Source organism: Marinomonas rhizomae (assembly GCF_024397855.1).
Classification (GTDB): domain Bacteria; phylum Pseudomonadota; class Gammaproteobacteria; order Pseudomonadales; family Marinomonadaceae; genus Marinomonas; species Marinomonas rhizomae_A.
In genome coordinates, this window is record NZ_CP073343.1 from 1,842,036 (window position 1) to 1,867,640 (window position 25,605).

General features: G+C 45.3%; 23 protein-coding genes. 6 read left to right on the forward strand and 17 right to left on the reverse strand.

Annotated features, from left to right (window positions below; translation table 11 throughout):
- Positions 1 to 207: 207 nt before the first annotated feature.
- Positions 208 to 765: a CBS domain-containing protein gene (locus tag KDW99_RS08565; RefSeq protein WP_255828882.1), complete on the forward strand. Its 558-nt coding sequence runs from the start codon at positions 208 to 210 to the stop codon at positions 763 to 765.
- A 472-nt stretch (positions 766 to 1,237) separates the two neighbouring features.
- Here the strand turns inward: KDW99_RS08565 and KDW99_RS08570 are convergent, their stop codons facing one another.
- Complete coding sequence (locus KDW99_RS08570) at positions 1,238 to 2,161, reverse strand: LysR family transcriptional regulator (protein ID WP_255828883.1); 924 nt, start codon at positions 2,159 to 2,161, stop codon at positions 1,238 to 1,240.
- Positions 2,162 to 2,243: 82 nt separating this feature from the next.
- Here KDW99_RS08570 and KDW99_RS08575 point away from each other — a divergent pair, with 82 nt between their 5' ends.
- Together KDW99_RS08575 and KDW99_RS08580 are read left to right on the forward strand one after the other, a co-directional pair.
- The gene (locus KDW99_RS08575; protein WP_255828884.1) at positions 2,244 to 3,080 is read left to right on the forward strand and encodes a phytanoyl-CoA dioxygenase family protein; all 837 of its coding nucleotides are present in this window, start codon (positions 2,244 to 2,246) and stop codon (positions 3,078 to 3,080) included.
- Positions 3,081 to 3,150: 70 nt separating this feature from the next.
- Positions 3,151 to 4,167 (forward strand): TRAP transporter substrate-binding protein, encoded by a 1,017-nt coding sequence (locus tag KDW99_RS08580; protein ID WP_255828885.1) that lies wholly within the window; start codon positions 3,151 to 3,153, stop codon positions 4,165 to 4,167.
- Between the two features lie 74 nt (positions 4,168 to 4,241).
- Here the strand turns inward: KDW99_RS08580 and KDW99_RS08585 are convergent, their stop codons facing one another.
- From KDW99_RS08585 to KDW99_RS08645, 13 genes are all read right to left on the reverse strand, one after another.
- Positions 4,242 to 4,991: an AAA family ATPase gene (locus KDW99_RS08585; RefSeq protein WP_255828886.1), complete on the reverse strand. Its 750-nt coding sequence runs from the start codon at positions 4,989 to 4,991 to the stop codon at positions 4,242 to 4,244.
- A 99-nt stretch (positions 4,992 to 5,090) separates the two neighbouring features.
- Positions 5,091 to 6,482: an NAD-dependent succinate-semialdehyde dehydrogenase gene (locus KDW99_RS08590; protein ID WP_255828887.1), complete on the reverse strand. Its 1,392-nt coding sequence runs from the start codon at positions 6,480 to 6,482 to the stop codon at positions 5,091 to 5,093.
- A 13-nt stretch (positions 6,483 to 6,495) separates the two neighbouring features.
- On the reverse strand, positions 6,496 to 7,773 hold the full coding sequence (doeA, locus tag KDW99_RS08595; RefSeq protein ID WP_255828888.1) for an ectoine hydrolase: 1,278 nt from the start codon (positions 7,771 to 7,773) through the stop codon (positions 6,496 to 6,498).
- Positions 7,770 to 9,029 (reverse strand): aspartate aminotransferase family protein, encoded by a 1,260-nt coding sequence (locus tag KDW99_RS08600; protein WP_255828889.1) that lies wholly within the window; start codon positions 9,027 to 9,029, stop codon positions 7,770 to 7,772. The genes doeA and KDW99_RS08600 overlap by 4 nt, the downstream gene beginning before the upstream one ends.
- A 67-nt stretch (positions 9,030 to 9,096) precedes the next feature.
- Complete coding sequence (doeB2, locus tag KDW99_RS08605; RefSeq protein ID WP_255828890.1) at positions 9,097 to 10,269, reverse strand: N(2)-acetyl-L-2,4-diaminobutanoate deacetylase DoeB2; 1,173 nt, start codon at positions 10,267 to 10,269, stop codon at positions 9,097 to 9,099.
- Positions 10,270 to 10,752: 483 nt separating this feature from the next.
- Positions 10,753 to 11,142, reverse strand: a complete 390-nt coding sequence (locus KDW99_RS08610) for a hypothetical protein (RefSeq protein ID WP_255828891.1) — start codon at positions 11,140 to 11,142, stop codon at positions 10,753 to 10,755.
- 45 nt (positions 11,143 to 11,187) lie between these two features.
- Positions 11,188 to 11,724 carry a nucleotidyltransferase family protein gene (locus tag KDW99_RS08615; RefSeq protein WP_255828892.1) on the reverse strand — a complete coding sequence of 179 codons (537 nt, stop codon included), beginning with the start codon at positions 11,722 to 11,724 and terminating at the stop codon, positions 11,188 to 11,190.
- A gap of 18 nt (positions 11,725 to 11,742) precedes the next feature.
- On the reverse strand, positions 11,743 to 12,093 hold the full coding sequence (locus KDW99_RS08620; protein WP_255828893.1) for a hypothetical protein: 351 nt from the start codon (positions 12,091 to 12,093) through the stop codon (positions 11,743 to 11,745).
- A 14-nt stretch (positions 12,094 to 12,107) separates the two neighbouring features.
- Positions 12,108 to 12,746, reverse strand: coding sequence for a glutathione S-transferase family protein (locus tag KDW99_RS08625; RefSeq protein WP_255828894.1), 639 nt, complete (start codon positions 12,744 to 12,746; stop codon positions 12,108 to 12,110).
- Positions 12,747 to 12,792: 46 nt separating this feature from the next.
- Positions 12,793 to 13,263: a DUF2867 domain-containing protein gene (locus KDW99_RS08630; RefSeq protein WP_255828895.1), complete on the reverse strand. Its 471-nt coding sequence runs from the start codon at positions 13,261 to 13,263 to the stop codon at positions 12,793 to 12,795.
- A 55-nt stretch (positions 13,264 to 13,318) separates the two neighbouring features.
- The gene (locus KDW99_RS08635) at positions 13,319 to 13,963 is read right to left on the reverse strand and encodes an ATP-binding cassette domain-containing protein (protein WP_255828896.1); all 645 of its coding nucleotides are present in this window, start codon (positions 13,961 to 13,963) and stop codon (positions 13,319 to 13,321) included.
- Positions 13,963 to 15,684, reverse strand: coding sequence for an ABC transporter permease (locus KDW99_RS08640; protein WP_255828897.1), 1,722 nt, complete (start codon positions 15,682 to 15,684; stop codon positions 13,963 to 13,965). Before KDW99_RS08640 ends, KDW99_RS08635 begins: the two co-directional genes overlap by 1 nt.
- A gap of 256 nt (positions 15,685 to 15,940) precedes the next feature.
- A complete protein-coding gene (locus KDW99_RS08645) occupies positions 15,941 to 17,152 on the reverse strand; it encodes an ABC transporter substrate-binding protein (RefSeq protein ID WP_255828898.1) in 1,212 nt (403 codons plus the stop codon).
- A gap of 167 nt (positions 17,153 to 17,319) precedes the next feature.
- On the opposite strand from KDW99_RS08645, the gene KDW99_RS08650 reads away from it, so the two are divergent.
- The 3 genes from KDW99_RS08650 to KDW99_RS08660 are packed head-to-tail and all read left to right on the forward strand — an operon-like array spanning position 17,320 to position 21,766.
- Positions 17,320 to 18,462, forward strand: coding sequence for a succinylglutamate desuccinylase/aspartoacylase family protein (locus tag KDW99_RS08650; protein WP_255828899.1), 1,143 nt, complete (start codon positions 17,320 to 17,322; stop codon positions 18,460 to 18,462).
- A gap of 30 nt (positions 18,463 to 18,492) precedes the next feature.
- On the forward strand, positions 18,493 to 20,799 hold the full coding sequence (locus KDW99_RS08655; RefSeq protein ID WP_255828900.1) for an ATP-dependent helicase: 2,307 nt from the start codon (positions 18,493 to 18,495) through the stop codon (positions 20,797 to 20,799).
- Positions 20,800 to 20,809: 10 nt separating this feature from the next.
- The gene (locus KDW99_RS08660) at positions 20,810 to 21,766 is read left to right on the forward strand and encodes an isopenicillin N synthase family dioxygenase (protein ID WP_255828901.1); all 957 of its coding nucleotides are present in this window, start codon (positions 20,810 to 20,812) and stop codon (positions 21,764 to 21,766) included.
- A 135-nt stretch (positions 21,767 to 21,901) separates the two neighbouring features.
- On the opposite strand, the gene KDW99_RS08665 is transcribed toward KDW99_RS08660, so the two are convergent.
- The 3 genes from KDW99_RS08665 to KDW99_RS08675 form a co-directional block, all read right to left on the reverse strand.
- On the reverse strand, positions 21,902 to 22,660 hold the full coding sequence (locus tag KDW99_RS08665; protein WP_255828902.1) for an SDR family NAD(P)-dependent oxidoreductase: 759 nt from the start codon (positions 22,658 to 22,660) through the stop codon (positions 21,902 to 21,904).
- Positions 22,661 to 22,825: 165 nt separating this feature from the next.
- Positions 22,826 to 23,611: a class II glutamine amidotransferase gene (locus KDW99_RS08670; protein WP_255828903.1), complete on the reverse strand. Its 786-nt coding sequence runs from the start codon at positions 23,609 to 23,611 to the stop codon at positions 22,826 to 22,828.
- Between the two features lie 77 nt (positions 23,612 to 23,688).
- Complete coding sequence (locus tag KDW99_RS08675) at positions 23,689 to 25,356, reverse strand: methyl-accepting chemotaxis protein (RefSeq protein ID WP_255828904.1); 1,668 nt, start codon at positions 25,354 to 25,356, stop codon at positions 23,689 to 23,691.
- Between the last annotated feature and the right edge of the window lie 249 nt (positions 25,357 to 25,605).

Consider the following 25,605-nt stretch of genomic DNA (forward strand, 5'->3'; position numbering starts at 1 on the left):
AGCCAATGACAAAAAGACCAAGCTCAACATGATTTGAATGTAGAAACCGACAGAAATAGTACAAAATTGCCTTTAAAGACGGGCCTTAGGCTTGTAATTGTTATTTTTAGTACTTATCTATTACTTTATGCATAATGATTGCGATATGGTTATCAGACACCGTCTACATTAGATTTATTACAAGAGAGAACTTCGGAGCGGCTTTATATGAAAAAACTTGATTTTTACCCAACAACTGACATCGACGAATTGGCTTGGCCTGAAGAAAACTACGATCTTACCATCGACTCCCCAGCACTGAGTTTTTTTACTGATTTTCAAAACAACAAACCTTTGATTGTTGAGTCCACTTGGTCTGTATTAAACGTTAAAGAGCTGATGCAAAAAGAGCACGTGCGCTTAAAATTTGTCATTGACGAGAATAAGCATTTTATTGGTGTTGTTAGTGCAGATGATCTGATCGAACGAAAAATTGTTCAAAAAGTATCGGAAGGTTTGGAGCGAGCTGAAATCGTCGTTGCTGATCTAATGACAGCTAAAAAGAATCTAAAAGCATTGGATTGGCAGGATATTTCCAAAGCCAGCATTTCTGATGTCATCACCGCCCTTAAAAATGATGGTGAACGTCACTGTCTTGTTATGGATCGTGAGAATCACAAGATTCGCGGTATTTTCTCAGCCAGTGATATTTCGCGCAGACTGCGTCTGAACATCGATATTCAAGAAAAAACCAGCTTCTCTAAAGTCTTTACCGCAACACTTTAACATCTCAGACAGACATTTTTTGATTGTCTGATCTTCTATAGCCCTTATTGCGAAACGTTAATAGGCAATAAGGGCTACACAGTTTAAGCCATTTACCTAAGCAACAGCCCACAATCCGTTAAATTCCTGCTCAAACCAAACTGCTCCATCTTCCGCACCCTTAAAAATCTCATTGGCTCAAGAGTCCGAGCCGACCGTATGTATCAATTACTAATAGCAAAACAGCCGAGCTGCACTAGTTTTGGTTCCATTATGGCAACAAGTTGACTGAATTGGATTGATCGATGACCTCGTCACATTCTATCAGAATCACGGCTTCATCTTCCTTCAGAAGGAAGAGCACACCTCCAAACTTTGGATGCCGATCGAATCCATTGCTAAATTCTCCAAAGACCGAAAATAATCTATTAAATCAGCAATCAAATGCTGATTTAATCTTCTCACCAAAAGCAGCCAGACAAAATGAGATCGCTTAATTGACGCAGGTATACCATTTGGGTTGCTCCGAGCAGATATCAATGATTTGGCTTCTTAGCCACTGGTGGGCTTGGGAGTGATGAGTTAGCTTATTCCAGTAAAGGCTAAGTTCAAACTTACTTTCAAACGGGCAATCTTTAACAACCATTGGACCACCAATAATACGAGCAAGTCGCTCTGGTAGAGTGGCGACTAGCCCATTGCCCGCCATTCTTGAAATAAAATTGGAAACACTTGGAAGGCGAAGCGCTATGGTGAGGTTCGCGCCTTGTAATTCTGGCATGCTCAGATAAAGCGGTTTCCAGCCACCTTCATAACTAATCTCTATGTGCTTTGCTGCGGTGTAGTCACTTAGCGTAATGTCTTTTTCAGCTAAATCGTGTTGCGGGGACATCAAGCATACATAACGATCTTTGTATAAAGATCGTTTGTAGAGCGTCTCGTAATCGTGGGTCACCGGAGACAATAATATATCGCACAATCCCTGCTGAAGTTGCTTATGACCATTTACATTCGATTGGATAAATATCAGATGGATATTGGGCGCGAGCGTGCTTAGTCTTTCAACTAAGGTGGGTATGATCACTTGTAGTTCGTAAAGATTGCACGAAATTGTAATGTTTAATTCTGCTTGGCTGGGCACAAAATCGGTTGGCTGAAACAGCTCTGTCATGCCTTTAAGTAGGTTTTCTATGTGCGGCATGATTTGGTGGCAGCGGCTGGTGGGTGCAACGCCTCGGCCGGAACGAACAAACAGCGGGTCTGCAAATGCTAAGCGCATCTGCTCCAATGTGTAGCTCACTGTGGGTTGATTTTGCTCTAACGCTGCGGCCGCCGCCGTTATCGAACCCAGCTCGTAAATGAGCTTGAGTGTCTTTAGGTTTTTAAGGCTCAGTGAGCCGGAATCAAAATTTTCCATAATGCATATCAAATTTATCAGGTTATTTGATGATATGGCTTAGGTTATATTTTGGTCAACAATAAAAACAAAGGAAAACATTATGAGCCATAGAAACCTTTCGAGTGCAGAGATTGCACAATACCAAAAAGACGGTGTGGTGTGTGTGCGTAACGCAGTAGATCCTATTTGGATTGAACAATTGGCGGCGTTTGGTCAATTCCAAATAGACAATCCAAGTCAACTGGCGAACGACGCTAACCCCGGCCAGAAAACCGGTCGTATGTTTACCGACCGTTATCTATGGCGCTCCAATGATCTTGTGTATCGCTACGCAAAAGATTCTGGCTGCGCTCGTCTTGCCGCCCAGGCGATGAAAAGTCACTCCAGCCGTTTTTATTTTGATCACCTTCTTATCAAAACCACTCAATCAAACACACCTACACCTTGGCACCAAGATGTGCCGTATTGGCCTTTTAGAGGCAAGCAGATTGCGTCTATTTGGTTGGCCTTAACGCCCGTGACTCTGGAAGGCAGCGGCTTAGAGTTTGTCAGAGGTTCGAATAATGACAATGTGTTTTATTTGCCTGAGGCATTTGGAACGTCTGACAAAAATGCCAATGTTGGCTGGACGGGAAAAGGCGAGGGCGTTCCTTGCCCTGATATAGAAGCCGACCGCGATAGCTTCGACATCATCAGTTACGAACTTCAGCCGGGCGATGCATTGATATTCTCGGCTTGGACGCTACATGGTGCACCAGGTAACAAATCAGCTAGCCAAGACAGGTTGGCGTTTTCTACTCGCTGGTTAGGGGATGATGCCATTTGGGACCCAAGACCAGGTACAGACCCAAGCGTTAACGCCAGTGAAGTCCGAGTTGAACCAGGGCAGTACCCAAATGACAATGCCATCTTTCCTGAGTTCTATTACGAAGAATAAGAGGTGAATAGACAAAAGACGTCTTGAATTTCGGAATGTAAAACAACAATAAAAAAATGAGGAAAATCGAATGTCAAAAATTAAAACAACACTTTTGGGTTTGGCGCTAGGCTGCGTTGCGAGCAGTGCTGTTCTTGCTCAGAGCACGACAACATTACGAGTGGCGACTTGGGCACCAAACAGTAATCCACAAAATGCGGTGGTTTGGCCGACATGGGCGAAATGGGTAAAAGAGGCAACGGAAGGACGGGTGGATGTAGAAATTATCAATTACACGGGCCATCCAAAATCTATTTTTTCCGGCGTTGAAGATGGCATTTACGACGTGGGATTTAGTGTGAATGCCTATCTTTCAGGGCGCTTTTTACTGACCAGTATTGCCGAGATTCCTGGCGAAACGATTGATGCGGCTTCCGCTTCCAGTGCCCTTTGGCGTGTTCAGCAAGAATACTTTAAATCTGCAAATGAATACGATGGCCTGACATTACTGGGTATGTTTGTTCACGCACCGGGGCAGATGCAAACCACTTTTCCTGTTAACAGTTTAGAGGATTTAAAGGGTAAGAAAATCAGGCTTGGTGGCGGTATGGTCAATGAGCTTGCTAAACGCTTAGATGTGACACCTGTTATCGCCCCAGCCAGTAAGTCTTATGAAATGCTGCAACAAGGCATAGTAGAAGGCACTTTTTTGCCAACGGGGGAGCAAAAATCTTATCGCTTAGCGGAAGTCACAAGTGATTTAACGCTGTTCCCGAATGGTCTTTATACCACTGTGTTTAGTATTGTGATGAATCCATATACTTTTGATCAGCTTAGTGAAAAGGATCAAAAAGCGATTATGAGCGTATCTGGAGAGAAGCTTTCGCGTATGGCGGGTAAAGCTTGGCAAGAAGATGCAACCAAGGGAATTACCTATGCGAAAGAAAACGGCGTAAACGTGGTTACCTTGGATAAAAATGATCCGCGTGTCATTGAGATGGGCAAGTTGACGAAAGGCATTGATCAAGTTTGGTTAGATTCGGTAGCGGATCGAAAGGTTGATGCAAAAGGCGCTTTGGCGGCCTTTCGACAATATGTAAAAGAGTAATCTGTTTAGGATTCCGGACAAGCTGTTGCAATGAGCCTGTTCGGAGTCCTTGAAAGCTCTTGTTTAAGCATTTATTAATTTGAAAACAGCTCTTTCAGCATTGGCTCAGGGTTGTTTAGGAAGGCCCTTGTCACTCCGTAATGTTCGGTGTCTTCGTATTTGACTGGGTAAATACCAGTTTTATCGATTTGGTAAATTTTCGCACCCGGATACGCCATCAGAATGGGTGAATGTGTTGCTATGATGAACTGAGATTGTTGGTTTATCAGTTGGTGCATTCGACTTAATACAGCAAGTTGTCTTGTTGGTGAAAGCGCGGCTTCTGGCTCGTCAAGGAGATAAAGCCCATTTCCACCAAAACGCTCCAACATAAGAGCTAGAAAAGATTCACCATGGGATTGATGATGCAGCGACTTTCCGCCATAGCTATCTTTAATAAATGGTCCTGGCGAGGGGTCTTCATCTAATTCATCAATATTGGTAGCCACGTTATAGAAGCTTTCTGCTCGAAGAAAAAAGCCGTCTCGGTAGCGTTTAAAGGATTTCGAAAGGCGAAGGTAGCTATGTAGATCCGAATGAGTACTGCGTGTACCGAAGTTGAAGTTTTTGGTGCCACCTTCTGCGTTGAAGCCAAGACTGACTGCAATGGCTTCGAGTAAGGTGGATTTGCCACTGCCGTTTTCCCCAACAAAAATAGTCACAGCTTTATCAAACTCAATAAAATCCAGTTCTTTCACCGCTGGGATAGAGAATGGATAAACGTCAAATGAGTTGATCAAATCTCGTTTAAGTTCGATTGTTTTTAAATATGGCAGCGGTTCCATGCTCATTACTCTTGTTACTTGTTTAAGGGTTACTCATATACAAAAAGAGCCTCAAGTGAGGCTCTTTTACTGAGTGTTAAACATAATAGCAATATAGTGTTAAGCAATCCAAATCTGCTGTACGTTAACAAACTCCCGTATGCCTTGCGGGCCAAGTTCACGACCATAACCAGACTTACCAATCCCGCCAGATGGCAGTCTTGGGTCGCTTTTTACGATACCGTTCACAGCAATTTGGCCTGACTCTAGGGTCTCAATGGCTCTATCTATGGCCACTTGGTTGCTCGTCCAAATGCTGGCGCCTAAGCCATATTCTGTGTCGTTCGCCAATTCCAGCGCTTGATCTATCGTATCAATCGGCGTCACGCTGAGCACTGGGCCAAAGGTCTCTTCTTCAAATACTGTCATGCCAGGTTTTACATCAACCAATAACGTCGGCGGATAGAAAAAGCCCGAACGAGAAGGTAAGTCGCCGCCAGTTAAACAGCGTGCACCCGCGTCGATGCTTGCAGATACTTGGCGATGTAATTGATCTCGTAAGTCTTCTCTCGCCAATGGCCCTAGATTATTACTTTCGTCTCTTGGATCACCACATTTAAGTTTGCTAAAGCGTTCACGCAGTGCTTCACAGACTTCGTTATAAATCGATTTTTCGACAAACAGGCGTTTTACGGCGATACAAGATTGCCCCGCATTTATCATGCGCGAGAGAGTTATAATATCGAGTGCTTTTTCTAAATCCGCATCGGCCATCAGAATGCAAGGATCAGAACCGCCAAGCTCTAAGACGGCTGGTTTTAATCCCGCTGCCGCTTGTGAAGCAATGGATTGTCCCGCCTTACTTGAGCCGGTAAAAGACACGGCTTTTACTTGCGGATGGTCGATCATTTTACTCGCCACCGAGTTGTCGACGGCTAAGTTTGCGACGACGTTTTCGGGTACGCCAGCTTGATAAAAACATTCCACCAATTTTTTGGCTGTGGCAGGCACATTTGGATCGGCTTTTAGCACGCAAGTATTACCCGCCATTAAGGCTGGTGCCAAAAAGCGTAATGCCAACCAAACCGGTGCGTTCCAAGGCAAGATGCCCAACACCGTGCCAAGAGGAGGGTATTGCACATAGCTGTGGCTCGCGTCCGACTCTAAGCTTTCAGGTGTTAGAAATGCTTCACCGTTGTCGGCATAATATTCTGCGCACCAAGCGCTTTTCTCGACTTCAGCTATGCCTTCTTTAATTGGCTTACCCATTTCAAGCGCCATTAAATCGGCCAGTTCGTGTTTGTTTTCTCGCATCGAAGCGGCAACGGCTTTTAATATAGCCGCTCGCTTTGGAAAGCTTTTCGCCTTCCATTCCGAGAAGCCTGCCGCCACCTTATCGATGGCGGAGCGTGCTTCATCAAGTGACAACGCGGCACATGAAGGTAAGGCTTGCCCTGTTGTAGGGTTAATGCTTTCAAGAGCTGCAGTTTCTAGTTTGGCTGCTGTTAACATAGTCACCTCCTAATTAGCTCGCCGCTTTCTCGGTTTGCTTGGTGTTCGATTTGGACTTTTTGACTTCCTCTTTTGTTGGCAAGGTGCTGGACAGGTCAATAGCTTTCTTTTCCTGAGGCACTGCCACGCCGGATTTCACCGTAAAGTCACGATCCATGTTAAAGAAAGAGCGACAGCCATCTTCGGTAATTTCGATAGTATCGGAAATACCGCAGGTTTTATCGCCTTCAATGCCCCACATCCATGGAATCATATGGAAGGTCATACCCGGTTTTAGTACCGCTGAATTACCTTGTTTCAAGCTGATGATATAGCCTTCATCCCAGCTTGGTGGGAAGGCGATGCCGATGGAGTAGCCAGAGCGAGTGATCAAACTGGCGCCGACTTGGTTGTCCATAATGATGTTTCGTACCATGTTATCCACGTCCGACACTGTCATACCCGGCTGCACCACGCGATGTATTTCATTGAGCGCGCGCTTCATGATTTCTTGGGATTGATACATGGCATCGGATAATTCGCCAAGAATCACAGTACGCATCATGGCGGTGTGATAACGACGATAACAGCCACCGACTTCCAAAAAGACGTGTTCATTCGGTTGAACCGTTCGACCTTCGAAAGTAGCATGACCTATCATGCTTCGTGGCCCAGAAGTCACGTAGGGCATGACTGCAGGCGTTTCACCACCCGCACGGAACATGGCCGCCGCGATTTCTGCACCAATTTCGTTTTCCGTAATGCCTGGGCGACAGATCTCAATACCGGCTTTCATACCGGCTTCTGTCGCCAATGCAGCACGGCGCATTACCATGATTTCTTCTTGAGACTTACAGATTCGGCCTTCTTCGACGATGCCGAAACAGTCCATTAACTTGGCGTTTTTCAATGTCGTGTGAATACAGTCCTGCTGGTAAGCTGGGAAGAAGTAGCTATTGCGTTCATAGCCAATGCGTTTGTCTGCCAAACCAAATTCTCGCAGCGCATCCACTAGCATTTGAATTGCATCGCCTGTATCAGGATAAGGTCGAGTGAGTTCAACCCATGTGCGAGCAAATATATTAGATTCTTCCAACGCTCGGGTGATCATGAAAGGCTCTTTTTCGAGCGGAATCACTAACGCCTGAAAGAAGGAGTAGCCAGTAGTCTGATAATCCGTTAAATACGCGATGTTCTCAGGGTCTGTGATCACAATTGCATCCAAGCGGCGCTCAGCAATGCGAGCGCGTAATTCACCTAGTCGGCGCTGATATTCAGCAAAGGTAAAGGTCATATCATCACGTTCAATCATGCGGCTTCCTCCATTACAAAACGGACAGCGTCTTTTAAAATATCCAAGCCTTCTATCAAGTCAGCCTCAGGGATGGTTAATGGTGGAATGATTTTCAAGACGCGACCGCCGCTACCACAGGCGCCGAGCATCAAACCTTGTTTGAAGCAACGTTGAACTACTTTGGCGGCCACTTCACCGCTGCCCATATCCAAACCTAGAATCAGGCCTTTGCCGCGCAGTTCTTTGGCGCTGTTCTCGCTTACTAAGGGTTCTAGTGCGCTACGAACGGTTTTGACTTTATCGACGACTTCTTTCATCAGTTTATCGTCTTCAAAGTAGCTTAATGCGACCTCACCGGCGACGAAGGACAAGTTCTGACCGCGGAAGGTGCCAGTGTGTTCGCCCGGCGACCAATGTTTGTCCAAATCAGGATGCACCAAGTTCATTGCCATCGGTGTACCTGCGCCACCAATGCCTTTGGCCAAGGTAATGATGTCTGGGCTGATGCCCATGTCATCAAAGCTAAAGTAAGAGCCTGTCCGGCCGCAACCGACTTGAATATCATCAACGATCAGCACTGAGCCAAACTCTTTGGCGAGTTTTTCCAACTTTTGCATCCACGTTTTACTAGCAACATTGACGCCGCCTTCCGCTTGGATGGTTTCTACCATGAAGGCCGCTGGTGGTTTAATACCACTAGATGGGTCGCGGTATTGGCTCGCTAGTGCATCTAACGCCGCAAGTGACGTTTCTTGATCGTGTTCTTGATCGAATAATTCATGGCTGACATGCAGCAAAGGCACGCCGGAAGCTTGACGGAAATATTCGTTGGCGGTCGCTGCTAACGCACCCAAGGTCATGCCGTGAAAGCCTTGGCTAAAGGCGACAATATTGTGGCGTCCAGTTGCATTACGCGCCAGCTTCATCGCGGCTTCTACTGCGTTAGTGCCTGTTGGCCCCATGAATTGCATGCGATGAGGCATATTTCTTGGAGTAAGAATAACGTCGGTAAACTTCTGCATAAATTGGGCTTTGGCTTGGGTTTGCATATCCAAACTGTGAAGCACGCCATCATTTTGCATGTAATCGATCATGGCTTTTTTCATGTGTGGATTATTGTGACCAAAGTTCAGTACCCCAGCGCCGGCGAAAAAGTCGATGTATTCCTTGCCGTCTTCGTCAATTTGGCGAGCGTTTTTTGCCGTAACAAAAACCGTTGGGTACGTGCGAGCGTAAGCTCTAATATTGGATTCTCGTTGTTCGAAAATAGTCATAACGTCTCCTCAAAAGGTCTTATCTCTATGACCTTTGGTTCGGGTTTTTGGGTTGTTACTGTTGCAGTCAGTGCTTTGGTAGTGATTGATCGGTAAGGCCGGCAAGTTGGCAAAACCAACGGCAGACATCAGCAATCAAGCGATCATTGAAATCGTAATGTGGGCTGTGGCAAGACACGTTATGGCCTTCGCCATCGTCGCTGCCAATCAGAGCAAACGCACCGGGAATAGCTTGTAGGTAATAGCTAAAATCTTCCGACGCCATGATAGGCAAGGCTTGTCCATGATTAAGTGTTTGCTCGCCATAAAGGGATTGCCAAATTTCTCTCGCGTATGTCGCTTGGACTTTATGGTTAATCGTTGCCTGATAGCGCATGTCATGCTCGATCGTGCTTTTCACACCGTAGGCCGCTGCGGTGTAGGTGGCTACTTCAGAAATCTGCTGGTTGATCTTTTGCCGAGTGTCTTCGTCGGGAACACGAATGCTACCGCTTAGTGTCGCTGTTTCTGGAATCACCGTTGGCGCGGTTCCACCGTGTATTTGCGTGACACTGATCACCGCTGTGGCTTGAGGCGCAATGCGTCGACTGACGATTTGTTGCAATGCAACGTTTACAGCGCTTGCTGCCAATAATGGATCAGCGCACAGTTCTGGTTGGCTGGCATGTCCGCCACGACCTTTGAATTCCATGCTGAAAGTGCCATTGCCGCACATGACAATATCGTCAGGACAAGCGATTGTGCCGTAAGGCAGAGCTGGCCAGTTGTGCCAACCGTAAATCTCACCAACATTTTCCAGCGCGCCGTCTTTGATCATTTCACGTGCACCGTGAAAACCTTCTTCGGCTGGCTGAAAGATGAGTACCACGGGCTGAGGTAACTCATCTTCAAATTGTTTTAACCAACGTGCCGTTGCTAACAGTGTTGCTGTATGGCCATCGTGACCACAAGCGTGCATGCAGCCTTGATTGACTGATTGCCATTCCTTGCCTGTCTGTTCGTCAATGGGTAAGGCATCCATATCTCCACGCAAAGCAATCGCTTTGCCTTCGCCGTTTTTGTTCAACCAAGCCACAGTGCCTGTACCGGCACAAGCACGCCATGGAATATCTAATTCATCGAGTTGGCCTCGCACCAAAGACGCGGTGTTATTTTCTTGCCAACTAAGTTCTGGATGAGCGTGTAACTGCTTCCGCAATTTTTCAGCGAAGAGAATATTGTCTTGCCATTGTTGTTTCATAAACGCCTCCCTGAAAGCCCGTTAAACTTTGTAAGATTTGAAAAACTTCATACAGTAGTAATTAAATATTTGATGGGTTGCAATAGAGGAAAATAGAAAAAGCATCAATAAAAAGCGCAAAAGACGAATAATAAAAGATAAAAGCATCAAAAAAAGTGCTCAAAACAAACACATAGAGAAATATGCAAAAAAATCAAAAAAATATAAAAATTCACATTTTAATCAATAGATTGAACGCCTTTAAGCGCTCCAAAAATGCGCGTTAACGCCCTGAAAATAGGCGTTTAGCTTAAAATTAGTAATTATAAATATGTGTCATGTCTAATGATTAGTAATGTAAGGTTTTGTTGAACTAAAGATTATATATCTAACAATTAGTGTTGTAGTGTTATTTCTTTATTGTTTTACTACGTATAAAAGAAAAGGGTGGTGTTGAATTAAATTAAAGGCGTGGTAAGTGATAAAAGCGATAATATAAAGTTGCTAAGAGGGTAGTGGTTTATTGACTAAGCTATCGCGCCATTTCCATTCTAAATAGGCGAGTGTTCCGACGAAAATAGCTTCTCCAAACAAATGCAGCAACCCAAATGTGCTAGCCGTATCCCAATAGTTCAAAGCTAACCTCAGACAGTTAATGGCCCAAATAGAATTTGCTATGACTAATACAGTGACCAAAATCATAAGACGGTTTTTAAGTACTGAGAGACTGAGTGAATAGATTGCGTAGAGCAGATTGATTAAGGCTATGGATACTAATAATTCGCTAGGAAGCTTATGCAAATCTTGTAACCATTTCGTGAATGACAAAATCGCAATGCCTGCCATAGAGGCGGCTATTCCATCAATAACAAGGATATTGCGTCGATAGTCCATTTTTATGAAAGGCTCCTTTTCATCATTCAAATGCTTGCGAGTTCACTATGATACAAGCGTTAGCTTAGGCCAATAATCTAGCCATTTTTTTGATGTGACTCGATGTTCAAATATGGCTTTCGTGCGTTTGGGGTTGTGACTTAGCTTTAAGTCAAATAGTGAATCAAAGCCGAAGGCTGATACGCATTCATAGTCTTTGCTTTCGAGTTTTCTAATCGCCAAGGCCGTTTCTTTTTCAGGCCAATAGCTCATAGCATCGATTGAGCTTAGATAAGGCTTATCGCCATTTTTTAAATGCATGTTAGCTTGATTGCGAACTTGCCAGTTTAGTTCTGGCATCAAGACCGACAAACGAGCTTCATACTCTAAATACTTATTTTGGTTATTTCCGTTAGCGTCATAATAAATAACATCAACATCGTTTAACGCCGTTGGTGTTTGCTTGTTGTGCAACGAATCCCATACTAAGTTTCTGATAAAACCAGCTGCTATGTAGCATTGGGGCAAGCCAAGAGAAGAAACGCATTCAAGTGCTTTTACACGAATATCGTCTTGTTTGATTAATTGAATGATTCTCTGCATTTTGTATTTCGCTTAACTCTAGCGAACAGTCGACTCATTGACATGCCAAGTACCATCTTTACAGTGAATGCCAATGGTAATTAGGGCTTCACGCTTTTCATAAATGCCTTTCCAAACGAATCGATAGCAAGCGTCACGCTTACCATTGTGATATCCCTTCAAAACACCAAAGTATTCGTAACCCATGTTCCTGCCATTTCTGGCTTGCATGTGCTTAATGTCATCCTCAAAACGTTCTGGAGAGAAATCGACCAGATCTTGCACTTCGTAATGTTTAACAAACAAATCATAGTTGCCTGTGTCATCTGCTTCCAGCATTTCCTTGAGGAACTTTTCCGCGATGGTTCTTTCTGCTTTGAGTTCTGGCATGTTGGCTTCCTTCTTTAGTGATAGTCAGCAAGGTTTAGGCCTTCTTTTTGACAGACTCTAATGATCGCTTTATGTTGAGCCAATTGGCGTAGATATCGAGAAAGGTTCTTGAAGGATAGAGGTGGTTTTTTTAGTTCGTCTGCCCACACGGCCAGCATAAAAAGAAAGTAATCACAGACACTGATTGTTTCTCCTACCAGGAAGCTTTTGCTTTCCAACTCATGGTCAAGCAGCGTTAGTATTTCAGTGATTCTTGTTTCTTGTGCGGCGAGAATGCCGCTGACGCTATTAATCTCTGTTGTGTATTTCTCTGGGTAGCAATAGATCATCAGCTCTGCTTGTAAGGTGTTGGTTAAATACATCAGCCATTGAAAAAATAATGCCCTGTTTTTATCGCTTATTGGCGGCATCAAATTAGATGTTGGGTGTGATTCAGCTAAATGTATGCAGATTGCTGCACTTTCAAAAATGGCGAAGCCATCATCTATTAAAGTAGGAATGCGTCCAGCGGGGTTTAGTGCTAAATAACTAGGAGACTTTTGGGCTTTGCTATTTCTATCGACAAGGGTCAACTCGAAATCAACTTGTAAGGCTTCAAGTATGAAATGAGGAGCCATACTGGCGTTTAACGGGTGATAATATAACTGGTACAAGTGCGGCGATCCTTCTGAAATTGTTTATTCTTTTGTATAAGAGATTTTAGTCATTAGTAAACAAACTTATCGTCCGAACGCGAGCCAGTGCATTACGAACAATCAAAACGTGAAAGGGCAGAATGGTTTTAAGGTAAATTTTTCCGCCAAGATTATGGGGATGAACCCAAGTCGATAAAAATACTTGGCCATCTTTAGACATGACAGAGATTCTAAAGTCTAAATGTTTATCATTAAACCCAGCGATCAATTCTTGATCGGTTTCAGACTCAATAGGGAAGAAGCCTGTTTTGTCAGTCCCTTCTGATGTATCGCTTGATAAACCAAATTTAGAAACGACAGAGTTTCGTATGCTGACTAGAAAACGTGCCCATCCGGGAAAGTCGGTAATAATTTCAGCTGCTTCGCGAGGTGATAAATTGGATTGAACAGCGTAGCAATCGATGAAATCAGATTGCTGGATACGATCACTAAGAAGGCTGTTGCTAGGAAGTTCCGTTTCTACGACTTTGCTCATTGTTAATCATCCTGTTGATTTTGGTATTTGCTAACAGTTTATCTGTGTTTTTGTTTTATTCAAAAGGGCTTTTTACCCCCAACTCCAAACATTCTCCTTCCATGGCTTTGGCATCTTCAGGGTCGTGGGTGACAAGCAGTGCAGGTATATTCGCACTGCGTATTTCGTTTAATACAAAAGCTCGTACGTCGCGTCTTAGGGCTGGGTCGAGTTTGCTGAAGGGTTCGTCGAGCAGTAAGAAGTCGGGTTGGGAAAGCAGTGTGCGAAGCAGGGCGACGCGGGCTTGTTGTCCACCGGAAAGATCTTTTGGTAGGGCGTTGGCTTTGTCGGGAATGCCGAGTTTTTCCAAGGCGTTTTGCGCCATGTCGATGCGTGCAGATTTTTTGATATCGGCAGGGATGGCAAAGAGTAGATTTTCTATGATGCTCATGTGAGGGAACAACAAGGGCATTTGTTGTAACAAGCCGACTTTTCGTTCTTGGGTAGACTTTGTGTGCAAGGCTTGGTTGTTTAAAAAGGCTTCGCCAGTAGTGGTTAAGTTAGGTGATAAAGAACCACTGAGAAAATGCAGTAAGCTGGATTTACCAATGCCGCTTGGCCCCATGATGGACAAGACTTGACCATCGGCGATCTCGAAGCTCAAATCTTTGATAAGTGTCTTGCCGTCCAATGTCAAAGAAAACGCATTTACACTGAGCACTATGTATTCCTTCTGCTAAACAAATTTTTCAATACCAATCGCCACCTAGTCCAACGTGGTGGGATGAATTGTGCGAGCCAAAATACCATGATGGGGAAAAAGGCTTGCAGCATTGCCATGCTGCCCACTTGTTTTCTGTCGCCCGATGCGGCTTGTGCCACGGCTTCTGTCGTCAACGTACTGTAACGGCCTTCACCGGCGATAAGAGTTGGTAAATATTGGGCGATGCTGACGGAAAAACCAATTGCAAAAGCCGTCAATATTGCTGGTTTTAACATGGCGATTTTCACTAAGACGTAATTACGCCAAGGGCGATGATTAAGTCGATTAGCTTGCAGTAAGTATTCTTCTTCGTAGGCCAAATAGGGGCCTTTTAAGGTTAGATAAACATAAGGCAAAACATACATTAGGTGCAGGGCAATAATGGCGCACAAGTCGCCATTTAGGTTCGAGTAAATCAGCAGCACATGCAAACCAAACAAAAAGCCAATTTGTGGTAATAAAATCGGCACATAAATGAGCCAATCGAACACATGTGGTTTACTTGAGTTTGCACCTGTCGTGTTGTGACGTTTGGTTTCCAGCATCACAAGGCTAATCGTGCACGCCATGATAGTTGCGACTAAGGCAATGGTCAGCGTATTTGAGGTGAGTTCCATCAGCAGTGGTGTGGCGCGGTCGATATTATCCCATGTCCATTGGCTTGGTAATGCATCGGGAAAACGCCAGCGTCGAGTAAGCGACCAAATCGGTAGCAAAGCCAGAGCCACAAAGGCATTCAGTAGGGCGAACATACCCAAAAAAACACCCAATTTGAGCACACTGTCGGTTAAGCCAAAGCGCTTGCCATTGCTGCGTTCGGCACGAGTTAAGCGGCTAAACAACAAGTGCGAGAGTTCCCAGCCAGCCAATACAACAACAATGACGAGCATAAGAGTGACTGCGCCCGCGCTGGCCATTAATCGCATGGATAAATCTGGGTCGTTAAACCAGCGCAATAAAGTGACTGCCAGTGTTGACGGTGTATTGGGGCCAATCACCAAAGCTAAATCCACCACCGTCAAACTAAAAGCAATGACGATAAAAATAGGCAGGCGAATGATCGGATAGAGTTGAGGGATTAACACCTTGCGCCATAAGGTGAAACGGCTGTAACCAAGAGCTTGGCCAACTTGTAAGCTTTCTCGCGCCTTGATGCTTTTCATGGTGGCGAGCATAACAAACAAAAGATAAGGCATTTCTTTTATCACCAGGGCGAGAATCAACGAAACGCCATAAGGATCTTGTACACTAATCCAGTTGGGCGGGCGATCAAACCCTGTCAGCCAAGGGCTAAACAGCCGAACTAACCAACCAGATGGACTCAATAGAAACAACAAGCCAATGGCAATGGCCGCATGAGGAATCGCCAGAATCGGTGATAACAGTACTTCAACTTTACGGAAAAATGGTCGTTGATAACCCCAAGCCAACAGCGACAGAGCGAACCAAAGGGCGAGCAGAGGCGCGGCAATTCCCGTCACGAGAGTGAGTTTTAAACTGGCGTAAAATTCCCCTTGGGTAAACAAGTCACGCCAAGGAGAGAAGGAAAGGTCGTATTCACCAAGGGGAGGGAAATACGCAAACGCAGGAAGCAAGGTGCCGATCAAACCAATGGCAATGGGAAATACCAATAACAGACTAATTATCCCAGTGATCCATTTCGCGTGTTTTAACGGCATCTTGCTTCTTAATATATTTGGTGGGGTAATAATCATAGCCACTAATGTCTGTCATTCCCGCCTTTGAGCTTGTCGCTAAAGGTACTAAGCGAATTTTGTAGACCTTTATTAAGCCCTAAAGCCCCACCCTAATCCTCCCCTTCAAAGACACAAGGGGAGGGAATTAAAACAGTCTGCTCCTCCCCCTGCTAAGGGGGAGGCTGGGAGGGGGTATTGCGATGGTCTCATCGCGGGAATCACTTCGTACCTTCAAACCTTATTGTGCGTAACGCTTACGCCACTCACTCTCTAACGCTCCCACCCAACTACTGTGTGGTTCCGGTAGCGTTTGTCCTAGCTCTTCAATACTCAACGTTGCGATGCCGCGAGGTAAAGCGTCGAATTTGGCTTGTTCAGCCGCTGGCAATTTTGCGTAAGATAAAACACTTAAGTCGCCCCAAATGGTTGGCGTTTGTTTTTTAATTTGTGCTTCAGGTGACAACATGAAGTTGGCAACCACTTGTGCGCCTGCTGTTGCGCCGCTGTTGTAGGGAATCGCTAGAAAGTGTGTATTACCAATGGTGCCGTTGGTGAAAACGTAAGAGCGCACCGTGTCTGGCAAATTACCTTTGTCGATTTGAACCGATGCAGCGGAAATGTCGAAGCTTAATGCCACGTCAATTTCTTGGTCATCCAGCAGGCGCATCATTTCTTCTGAGCTGGATGGGAAGGTTTGACCATTGCGCCATGCGACCTTATGAAGCTGATCTAAATAGGCCCACAAAGGTGCGGTAATCTTGTCGAAATCCACACTGTCTGCGGGTTGCGACAGCGCTTTGCGGTAAGGTGTTAATTCGTACAAAGCTTGTTTTAAAAAGGTCGAGCCTAGGAATTGCGGTGGCTCAGGATAGGTGATTCGTCCAGGATGCGCTTTGGCGTAAGTGAGTAAATCGGCAATCGATTTTGGCGGATTACTCAAGGTCGCTGTGTCGTACATAAAGATGACCTGCGCCATGCCCCAAGGGGATTCCATGCTATCAACAGGCGTGCCGAAGTCTTGGGTTAAGCTTTGGCGAGCATTTTCGTCCACGTACGTAATGTAATTTGGCAGTGACTGGCTAAATGGGCCAAATAATAGGTTGTTGTCTTTCATGGCGCGGAAATTTTCGCCATTTAACCAGATGAGGTCGATTGAACCATTCGTGTTTTTGCCTGCGGCTTTTTCAGCTAAGACACGATTGACCGCATCAGAAGTATCGGTCAGTTTCACTTGTTTTAGCGTCACATCGTATTCTTCTTTAACACGATCGGCGGCCCATTGAATGTAATCGTTAATATTGTCGGCACCGCCCCAAGCATTGAAATACACGGTTTGGCCTTTGGCTTGTTGGAGCGTGTCCTGCCAAGTCTCAGTTGTGCTGGCTTGAGTGGATAAGCTGGTAAACGCAAACGTGGCAGCGATGGAGGCTGCGAGTAACGATTTTTTCATTCCTTTCTCCTGATGTTTTTAATCTGTACGAAAGCTTAGACGTAAATAGATCTTTGTTTCTTACAACTTTTATATTTAAGGAATTGTTTTTTATTAAGAATCGGTTTTAGCGTACCATGTTGCAGGCTCAAATTGGTCGAATGTTTTACTGCTTTTTTCGAGGTGTTATGTCTTACCAAATTTACTCTCATGTATTGCCGAGCGCGACACCGGGCACTCAACGTGTGTTAAAAGCCCATCACTTTGGTGAAGCGGGTGCGCGACCTAAAGTCTATTTTCAGGCGGGATTGCATGCCGATGAATGGCCGGGATTTTTGGTGCTTAACACCTTGCTGAGAAAATTAAAGAAAGCTGACGACGCAGGATTGATTCAAGGGGAGATAGTGATTGTGCCTGTGGCGAACCCGATTGGTCTGGCGCAGAACTTTCACGGCTATATTCCTGGACGTTTTGCGTTTTCTGACGGTGGCGGTAATTTTAACCGCAACTGGCCTCAGCTAGGTGCGAAAGTAGAAAAACGCATCAAGGGCGATATAACGGGTGATATAGAAAGCAATATAGACATTGTTCGTCAAGCGATTCACGATGAGTTGGTGTTGTTGCCAGAAACCACAGAACTGCAAGGCATGAAGAAAAATTTGTTGGCTCTATCTATGGACGCAGACGAAGTGCTCGACCTACATTGTTCGGGTGAAGCCAGTATGCACGCCTATGTGGCACAAGAATTTGAAAGTCACTTTAAACCGTTATTGGCGCTGTTGGGTGCAAAAGTCGGTTTGTCTGAATTAGAAACCGGTGCCGCCTCGTTTGACGAAACCAATGTCAGCGTGTGGCGCGATTTAAAAGCCCATTATGCCCATTTGATTCCTTGGGGAAGCCGCTCTTTAACGGTAGAATTACGCGGCGAAAATGACATATCCAATGAGTTTGCCGAGCAAGACGCACAAGCTTTGTTCGATTACTTGGTATTGCGAGAGGTAGTCGCTGGAAAAGCGCCCGCGATCAACGACAGTGAAGTGGAATACTATCCGTTGGATGCCATGGATCTAGTCAAAGCGCCGTGTGCTGGCATTGTTTGTTATCACAAAGCCATTGGCGAAGAAGTGGAAGCTGGCGAGGTGATTGGCGAAGTGGTAAACCTAATGGACGATGACGTGGAAACCTCCAGTTATCCTCTTGTTGCGCGAACCAATGGTGTCTTTTTTGCCCGAGTGCAACGACGTTTAGTCGTATGTGGCGAATCTATTGCCAAGATCGCTGGCAGAGAGCATCTTGCGTTTCGTGAAATTGGCCATCTATTTGAAGACTAGCGCTTTGAAGATTTACAAGGCAAAACTATTTTGATTCAAGCTCAACCTAATACTGACGTGACGTCCTCGTTAACCGATGAGCAGCAAAGCGTTGTTCATCACGATCTTTCGTTGCCAGCAAAAGTAATCGCCGTAGCGGGCGCAGGCAAAACCACCACCTTAATTTCTCGTATAGAGCATTTATTAGGTCAGGGCGTGGACCCGTCTCATATCGGCGTGTTTATGTTTAACAAAAGCGCCCAGGAAGAATTCTCCGAGCGTTTAAGTAAGCGACTCATGACGGCCGGACATTTGCGTTCCCCCAGTGTGATGACTTTTCATGCCTTTGGTATGAAGTTCTGTCGACGTTTGGAGCAGCAAGGTTGGTTGGCTCCTGCGAAGCTGGTTACCGACGATTTTAGCTTGGTGAAGATGTTGCGCGAGGCCTTGCAGCGCCTGGTTCGAAGTGGTGAGAAAATTGCGATTTTGGCCGAGAAAGATTGGCTGGAAGACGTGTTGTTATTTGTCGATCAAGTCAAAGCCTCTGATCAAGCTGCGCAGATTGTTTTTGAAGCCTTGGGTTGGTCGAAAGAGCGTAAGTTTTTTCCTGCCCTTTATGACGAATTGGAGAAGCTACGCAAACGCAATAACATTCGTTTCTTTGCCGATTTACTTAGCGACCCTTACGATTTAATCAGTCAATTAGACGAAGCTGAACGTGTGAGAGTGCGTGGCTTGGTGCCAGATTTCCGCTACTTGTTAATTGACGAGTTTCAAGACATCAACCCTTGCCAATACGAGCTACTAAAATTGCTTTATCCTGCGCCTTGTCAATGGATGATTGTTGGCGATGTGCAGCAATGTATTTATGAATGGCGCGGCGCCAGTCCAGACATTATGGCGACGCAATTTGACCAAGATTTTGCCAATGTAGCAGCTTATCCATTGAGTACCAGTTTCCGCTTTGGCCATGCCGTCGGGTTAATGGCGTCGAGCGTGATCAGTGAAAACGATCCTGATGCCTTGGTGATTGGCGCTGGCGAACGTACGCGAGTGTCTTTTGCTCGCGCTCCGAAGACAGGTAAAGCTCTGTTGGGCGAGCTAAAATCTTGGGTTGATGAAGGTCGTGCATTAAGCGACACCGCGGTGTTGGTGCGCTTGTACAGCGACATGGTTCCAGTGCAATTAGCCTTGATGCACAAAGGCGTGCCGTATCAATTGCATGGTGATTCGCCATTGTTGGAAAATCGCCAAATTCGCATGCTAATGGCGTATCTCGCGGTGATTGCTGGTGGTTTGGAAACGTCGAACACCTTCTTTCATCCTGACGATATTGAATACTTGCTGACGGTGCCGAGCCTTGGTGGTTCTATGGCGCAGCGCAAAACCTTGATCCAACAAGCAAAACAGTCACCGCATTTGTTGCCACAGATTATCGAGTCTGTGGCCGACGCTACGGAGGGCTGGCGCGCGAAAAAACTCTACGAGCGTGCTGATTGGTTGCGCAGCCTTGACATTTATCGCACCGATCCAGGGCAAGGCTTGGCGCATACTTTGGAAAAGTTGGGTATTTATCGCTACTTCGAAAGTACCAGTAGTAAAGATATTCAGACCCAGGAAAAGATAGCCACTTGCGATGCGTTTATGGCGTATGTGCGTGGAGTGGGCGGTGATGCAAAATCGATTTTAGAACAACTTGCGACTTTGAATGAAAAACAAACCGACGATAGTCACGGCGTGCATCTGATGACGATCCATAAATCGAAAGGTTTGGAGTTCGACCAAGTATTGTTGTCTGGCTTACAAGAAGGGCGCTTCCCGTATTATGACGAGGATTTGAGCGTCATTGATAAGCAAGCGGCCAGTGATTTGGCGTCTGAACGTCGTTTGTTTTATGTGGCGATCACCCGTGCCAAACAGAAGCTAGTATTGCTTGAATCCCCAAGTGCCGACGATCATAAACGCATGAAGCAGGGCGATATCCCTCGCGCCGCATTGAAGAGTTTGTCCTTGTCACGTTTTGTGTTTGAAGCGCAGCCTTATGCGGTGAGTCGTATTTGCGAAGCTTGGTATGTTGAAAATGTTGGCACGCCAATTGATACGGAAAAAGGTTCGATTTTTCAGCGTTACTTGAACGCGGTTGATCCTTCTCCGTCGCTGACCTTTCGTCATCGAGTGGAAGGGAAAAGTCTGCTGCAACCTGGCGATAAAGTTCGTCATGACCAGTTCGGACAGGGTGTTGTTGTACGACAAGAACGCGACGACAAACAAATGATTTTTGTGGATTTTGGCGAAGTGGGTCTAAAGCGTTTTAATCCCAAGCATACACAACTTATTAAAGTATCTTCCAGAGCTTAAGGAATACGTAATGTCTATACCCTTAATTGATCTGTCGAAGCTGATTCATGAAAGCGAATCGGTTCGTCAGAGCGAAATTAAAGCCTTAGATAAGGCATGTCGTGAAATTGGTTTCTTTTACCTAACCAACACAGGCATCCCAAAAGAATTGATGGCCGCGCTGATGCGCGAAGCCAAGCGTTTTTTCAACCAGCCACAAGACGTAAAAAACGCCATCGATATAAAAAACAGCATTAACCATCGTGGTTACGGCAATATTGGCGAAGAGCAGCTCGACGAAGTGAACCAAGGAGATTGGAAAGAAACCTTTGATATGGCGTTGGACTTTCCTAAAGATCATCCTTTGGCGATTAAATATCCAACGGCTTATGGCCCTAATCAAAATCCAAGCAATCCTACTACGCTGGAAGTGCTGCAAGAATACTATATAGAGGCTTTCCAGGTGGCGCAGAAGCTGCTGACTGCCATGGCGCAAGCCTTGTCTTTGGAAGACGACTTCTTTGTTCGTGGTTTTAAAGATCACGTGACGGTTTTGCGTATGATTCATTATCCACCGCGTCCAGCGAACGATCATGACAATGGCGCGGGTGCGCATACAGATTACGGCTGTGTCACCTTGTTGTTGCAAGATCAGATTGGTGGCTTGCAGGTGAAAAACCGTCAAGGTGAATGGGTGGATGCTACGCCAATAGACAATGCTTTGGTAGTGAATATCGGCGATTTGATGCAGCGTTGGACTAACGACGAATACGTTTCCACCGCGCACCGAGTGCGTGCGTCTTTGCCAGATGTGCATCGTTACTCGTTTCCGTTCTTTGTGGAACCAGACTACGAAACGAACGTCGAGTGTGTGCCAAGCTGTGCGACCGCTGACAAACCTGCGAAATACGATGGGATCTTGAGTGGCGACTGGATTCAGTCACGCTTTGATGCGACTTACGCCTATCGAGAGAAAGAAAAAGCGTAAGACGAGTTTCATATGTTCCAATATATTCGGTTCAAATAAAAAGTCCCTTCGCGACACGGCTAACAAAGAGTGTTGCGAAGGGACTTTTTTACAGCCTTGCGAATACTTTTACACTGAATGCCTAATGAAAAAACATTACTGTGCTAGGTAACCGCCATCGACTGGGTAGTAAGACGCTGTGACAAAAGATGCACCGTCACTGGCTAACCAAGCGACAAGGTGAGCAACTTCTTCGGGTGTGCCTAGGCGTTTTAGTGCGTGTTTTTCTGCGAGCATATTTAGTGTGTCGGCATCTAAATGTTCATCGACCAAAGGTGTGTGAATAAAGCCGGGGCCGACTGCGTTTACACGAATGTTTTCGTCGGCGTGTTCAACCGCTGCAGATTTCGACATGCCGACAACACCGTGTTTGGCGCTGACATACGCTGGAGAATTTGGGAAGGCAACTTGGCCGAGAATAGAGGCCATATTAATGATGCTGCCGGAACCGTTTTTACGCATGGCTGCAATGGCTTCGCGCTGACAATAAAAAACGCCATTGAAGTTCACATCGACCACTTTCAACCAATCTTCTGTGGTGTAATCTCCAGATTTACAAGCAGGGCCACCAATGCCTGCGTTGTTGACGGCGATGTCTAAACTGCCCAATTGCTTGACCGTTTCATCCATGGCTGCCTTTACGGATTCTGGGTTGCTGACATCGACTTTTATGGTGATGCATTTGACATCGTATTTGCTGACAGACTGCTTGGCTTTTTCCAGTGCGTCATCGTGTAAGTCCCAAATGGCAACGTCTGCACCAGAATAGGCGAGTAATTCAACACAGGCCAACCCAATCCCTGATGCACCGCCTGTTACCATGGCCTTTTTGTTGTCTAATTGGTAGTTGATCATGTTAGCTCCCTTTAGTTGAATCAATGCAATTGAATAACTTACCTTTGTAGGTTAACAGTCAAGCGATTAAGTTACATGATGTAGGTCAAGTGTAGGTCAAGGATGGGAAGAAAGTGCGCTAATGATATAAAAGATAAAATACTTATCAAATATTAAAAATGACCGCTAGGCGGTCATTTTTAATAAACCAGACAAAGGTTGAATGTGATAATTTTGATCTTTGATTTTGGCAATATGACCAGCTGGGACCTGAGCCCAACTGGCGCTCGAGTGATCGAGTGGTTCTGAGCCAATGACGATGTGCTTTTCAAATTGTTTGTAGTACAGGCTGGGTGCTTGTTCATCACTGGAAAATCGAATCGCGGTGATTTCTTCTCCGTCTGAAAAAACGGCGGTAAAGCGCAACGGGTCTTGTATATTCTTTGCTTTCATCATGTCGATAATTTGCGACAAGGTTATTTCAATCGCACGCTCTGGATTCGTCTCTAAGCCGTTGGCGATCATTAATAAGAAGATCACTTCTGAATCGGTTGCACCGTGGCGATGCGGATAAAGGTGCTCTGGAATTAAACGATCCAGCTGCCAGCGCAACGATTCGTAGCCGCCAATTTGTCCGTTGTGCATGAATAACCAGTTTTTGTAACTAAACGGATGGCAGTTAGAGCGGTTGGTTTCCGTGCCTGTGGAAGAGCGGACATGAGCGAAGAATAGTCCGCTTTTTATGTGTCTCGCTAAGCTTTTTAAATTGCTGTCACTCCAAGCTGGTAGTACTTCATGGTAAAGGCCTGGTTCCTCGCGTTCATCATACCAACCAAGACCAAACCCATCCGCATTTACTGTGACTTCCGACTTTCTGGCGCTTAAACTTTGATGAATTAAAGAATGTTCTTGTTTAAAAAGTAATGACTCAAGGTAAACGGCATCACCTTGATACGCCATCCAACGACACATGGTCTTCTCCTAGGAATGAAGGGGAAGTGAGTAACTTCCCCTGAGGTATTAATCTAAAAAAGTATACCCCTGTAGCGCTATACTTTGAAATAGCTGATTTTTGTCGACAACTGCGTGGCCAATGAAGCTAATTGCTCTGCAGAGTTGCTAATTGAGTGAATCGATTTCGTCGTACGTGAGGCAATCTCGGTAATGTTTTCAACATTGCGACTGACTTCAGCGGTTACTGACGCTTGCTCTTCGGCTGTCGCTGAGATTCTGTCGTTCATATCGCGAATCTTGGACACGGATTGGTTGATGTGACGCAGTGAGTCTTCTTCGTGTTTCACTTGGTTTACCGCATCCGTAGAACGTTGATGGCTGGATGTCATGGCTTTCACTGCCGAGCTGGTGCCGCTTTGTAATAGGGCGATCATTTTCTCGATTTCTTGTGTGGCGTTTTGCGTGTTCTGTGCCAGGTGACGCACTTCGTCGGCTACCACGGCAAAGCCTCGGCCTTGCTCACCTGCTCGCGCTGCTTCAATTGCCGCGTTTAGTGCAAGTAGGTTAGTTTGTTCGGCAATGCCTAGGATAGTATTCAGAATGGTGCTGATTTCTTGAGTATTAGACTGTAGTTCATTAATAGTATCGGCAGAACTGGCAATTTCGCTCGCTAGCTCCTGAATGCTGGCAATGGTTTTTGTCACAATCGCTGTGCCTTCATTGGCCGCTGTTTCAGCATTGTGGGCGGCTTGGCTTGCGTCTGTAGTTGACTCAGAAACATGAACTGCCGTGGATTGTATTTCTTGTATTGCCTGAGAAATGAGGTTGGTTTCTTCTTGTTGACGATCCACCATTTCTGAGGACTCATCGGTAATTCGATTTAGGTCATTGGCCGCATTGGTCAGCATGGAACTGGATTCCGCCACATCGTGCAAAATACTACTAAGCTGAATGACCAATTTGTCCATGGAAGTTTCTAGCATGCCGATTTCGTCTTTGCGTGTGCTGGCGATTTTAGATTGCGTTAAATTGCCAGAGGCAATGTCTTCTGCCCGTCGAACGGCTTTAATCAGCGGTCTACAAATACCATTCACAATGATGATGCTCACAATTAAACCTATCGCAATAAGTACCGCTGCCAATATACCGCTAGCGTAAATAGTTTGGTCTAGCTTGTGGTTTTGCTTATCGGCAATAGTACTGCTGTATTCGTTGATGGCCGTTATGATTTGTTCCATGTGCTTATTTACCTCTATGAGACTTGCATCAGCGACGCGGCGTGATTTGTTTGCCTTCATAGTGTTTAGCTTTACCCACCAGCTGTAAGTTTCTGTGCTGGCTTCTAGAAAAACGGCTTGCTCTTCTTCAAGTACATGTATTTCTTTTAATAGATCGTTCAGGCCATCGTTTGCTGGCATGGTAGCTAGGATGTTTTTGACGTTTTCGATACTGGTGACTAACTCGCCAGTGTAGGTTTTGAATTTATCTGCTGATTCTTCTATTAACTCTGTTCCGTAGCCACCAATTGTTTTTGCAATAGAGACTTGGAAGTAACCCCGCTCAAATTCGACGGATTGTTGTAGTAACAGCTGGCGGCTTTTTTCTAAATTTTTGACCAGCAAAAGGCTTTTAGAGGAAAGGCTTTGTAGTTCGGAAGAGACTGATTTACTGGTTAAAGCGGAGCTGATACTAATTCCTACAATAACCAGTGAGAACAATACAATAAGCGACAATATTTTTGTGCGCACGGACAGTTTTATCATAGCGAATCCAATATTAAGAGTGGAAGAGAATGGCAATTAATGAGCAATAGTCATGCCATTACATTACTTTACAGAAATAACGCCTGCTTATAGCTCTCTATGTATTGGTACGTATTTTTCTGCTTTTGGTACTAATTTAAGAAAGTAGGGCGTAGTGATACTGATTGGGTCATTTCTGTGTCATGTATTGGCTCATTTTTCTTGTCTTAAATGTGCAAGAAAAGCGGCCAGCTCTTAAGATAGCGTGAA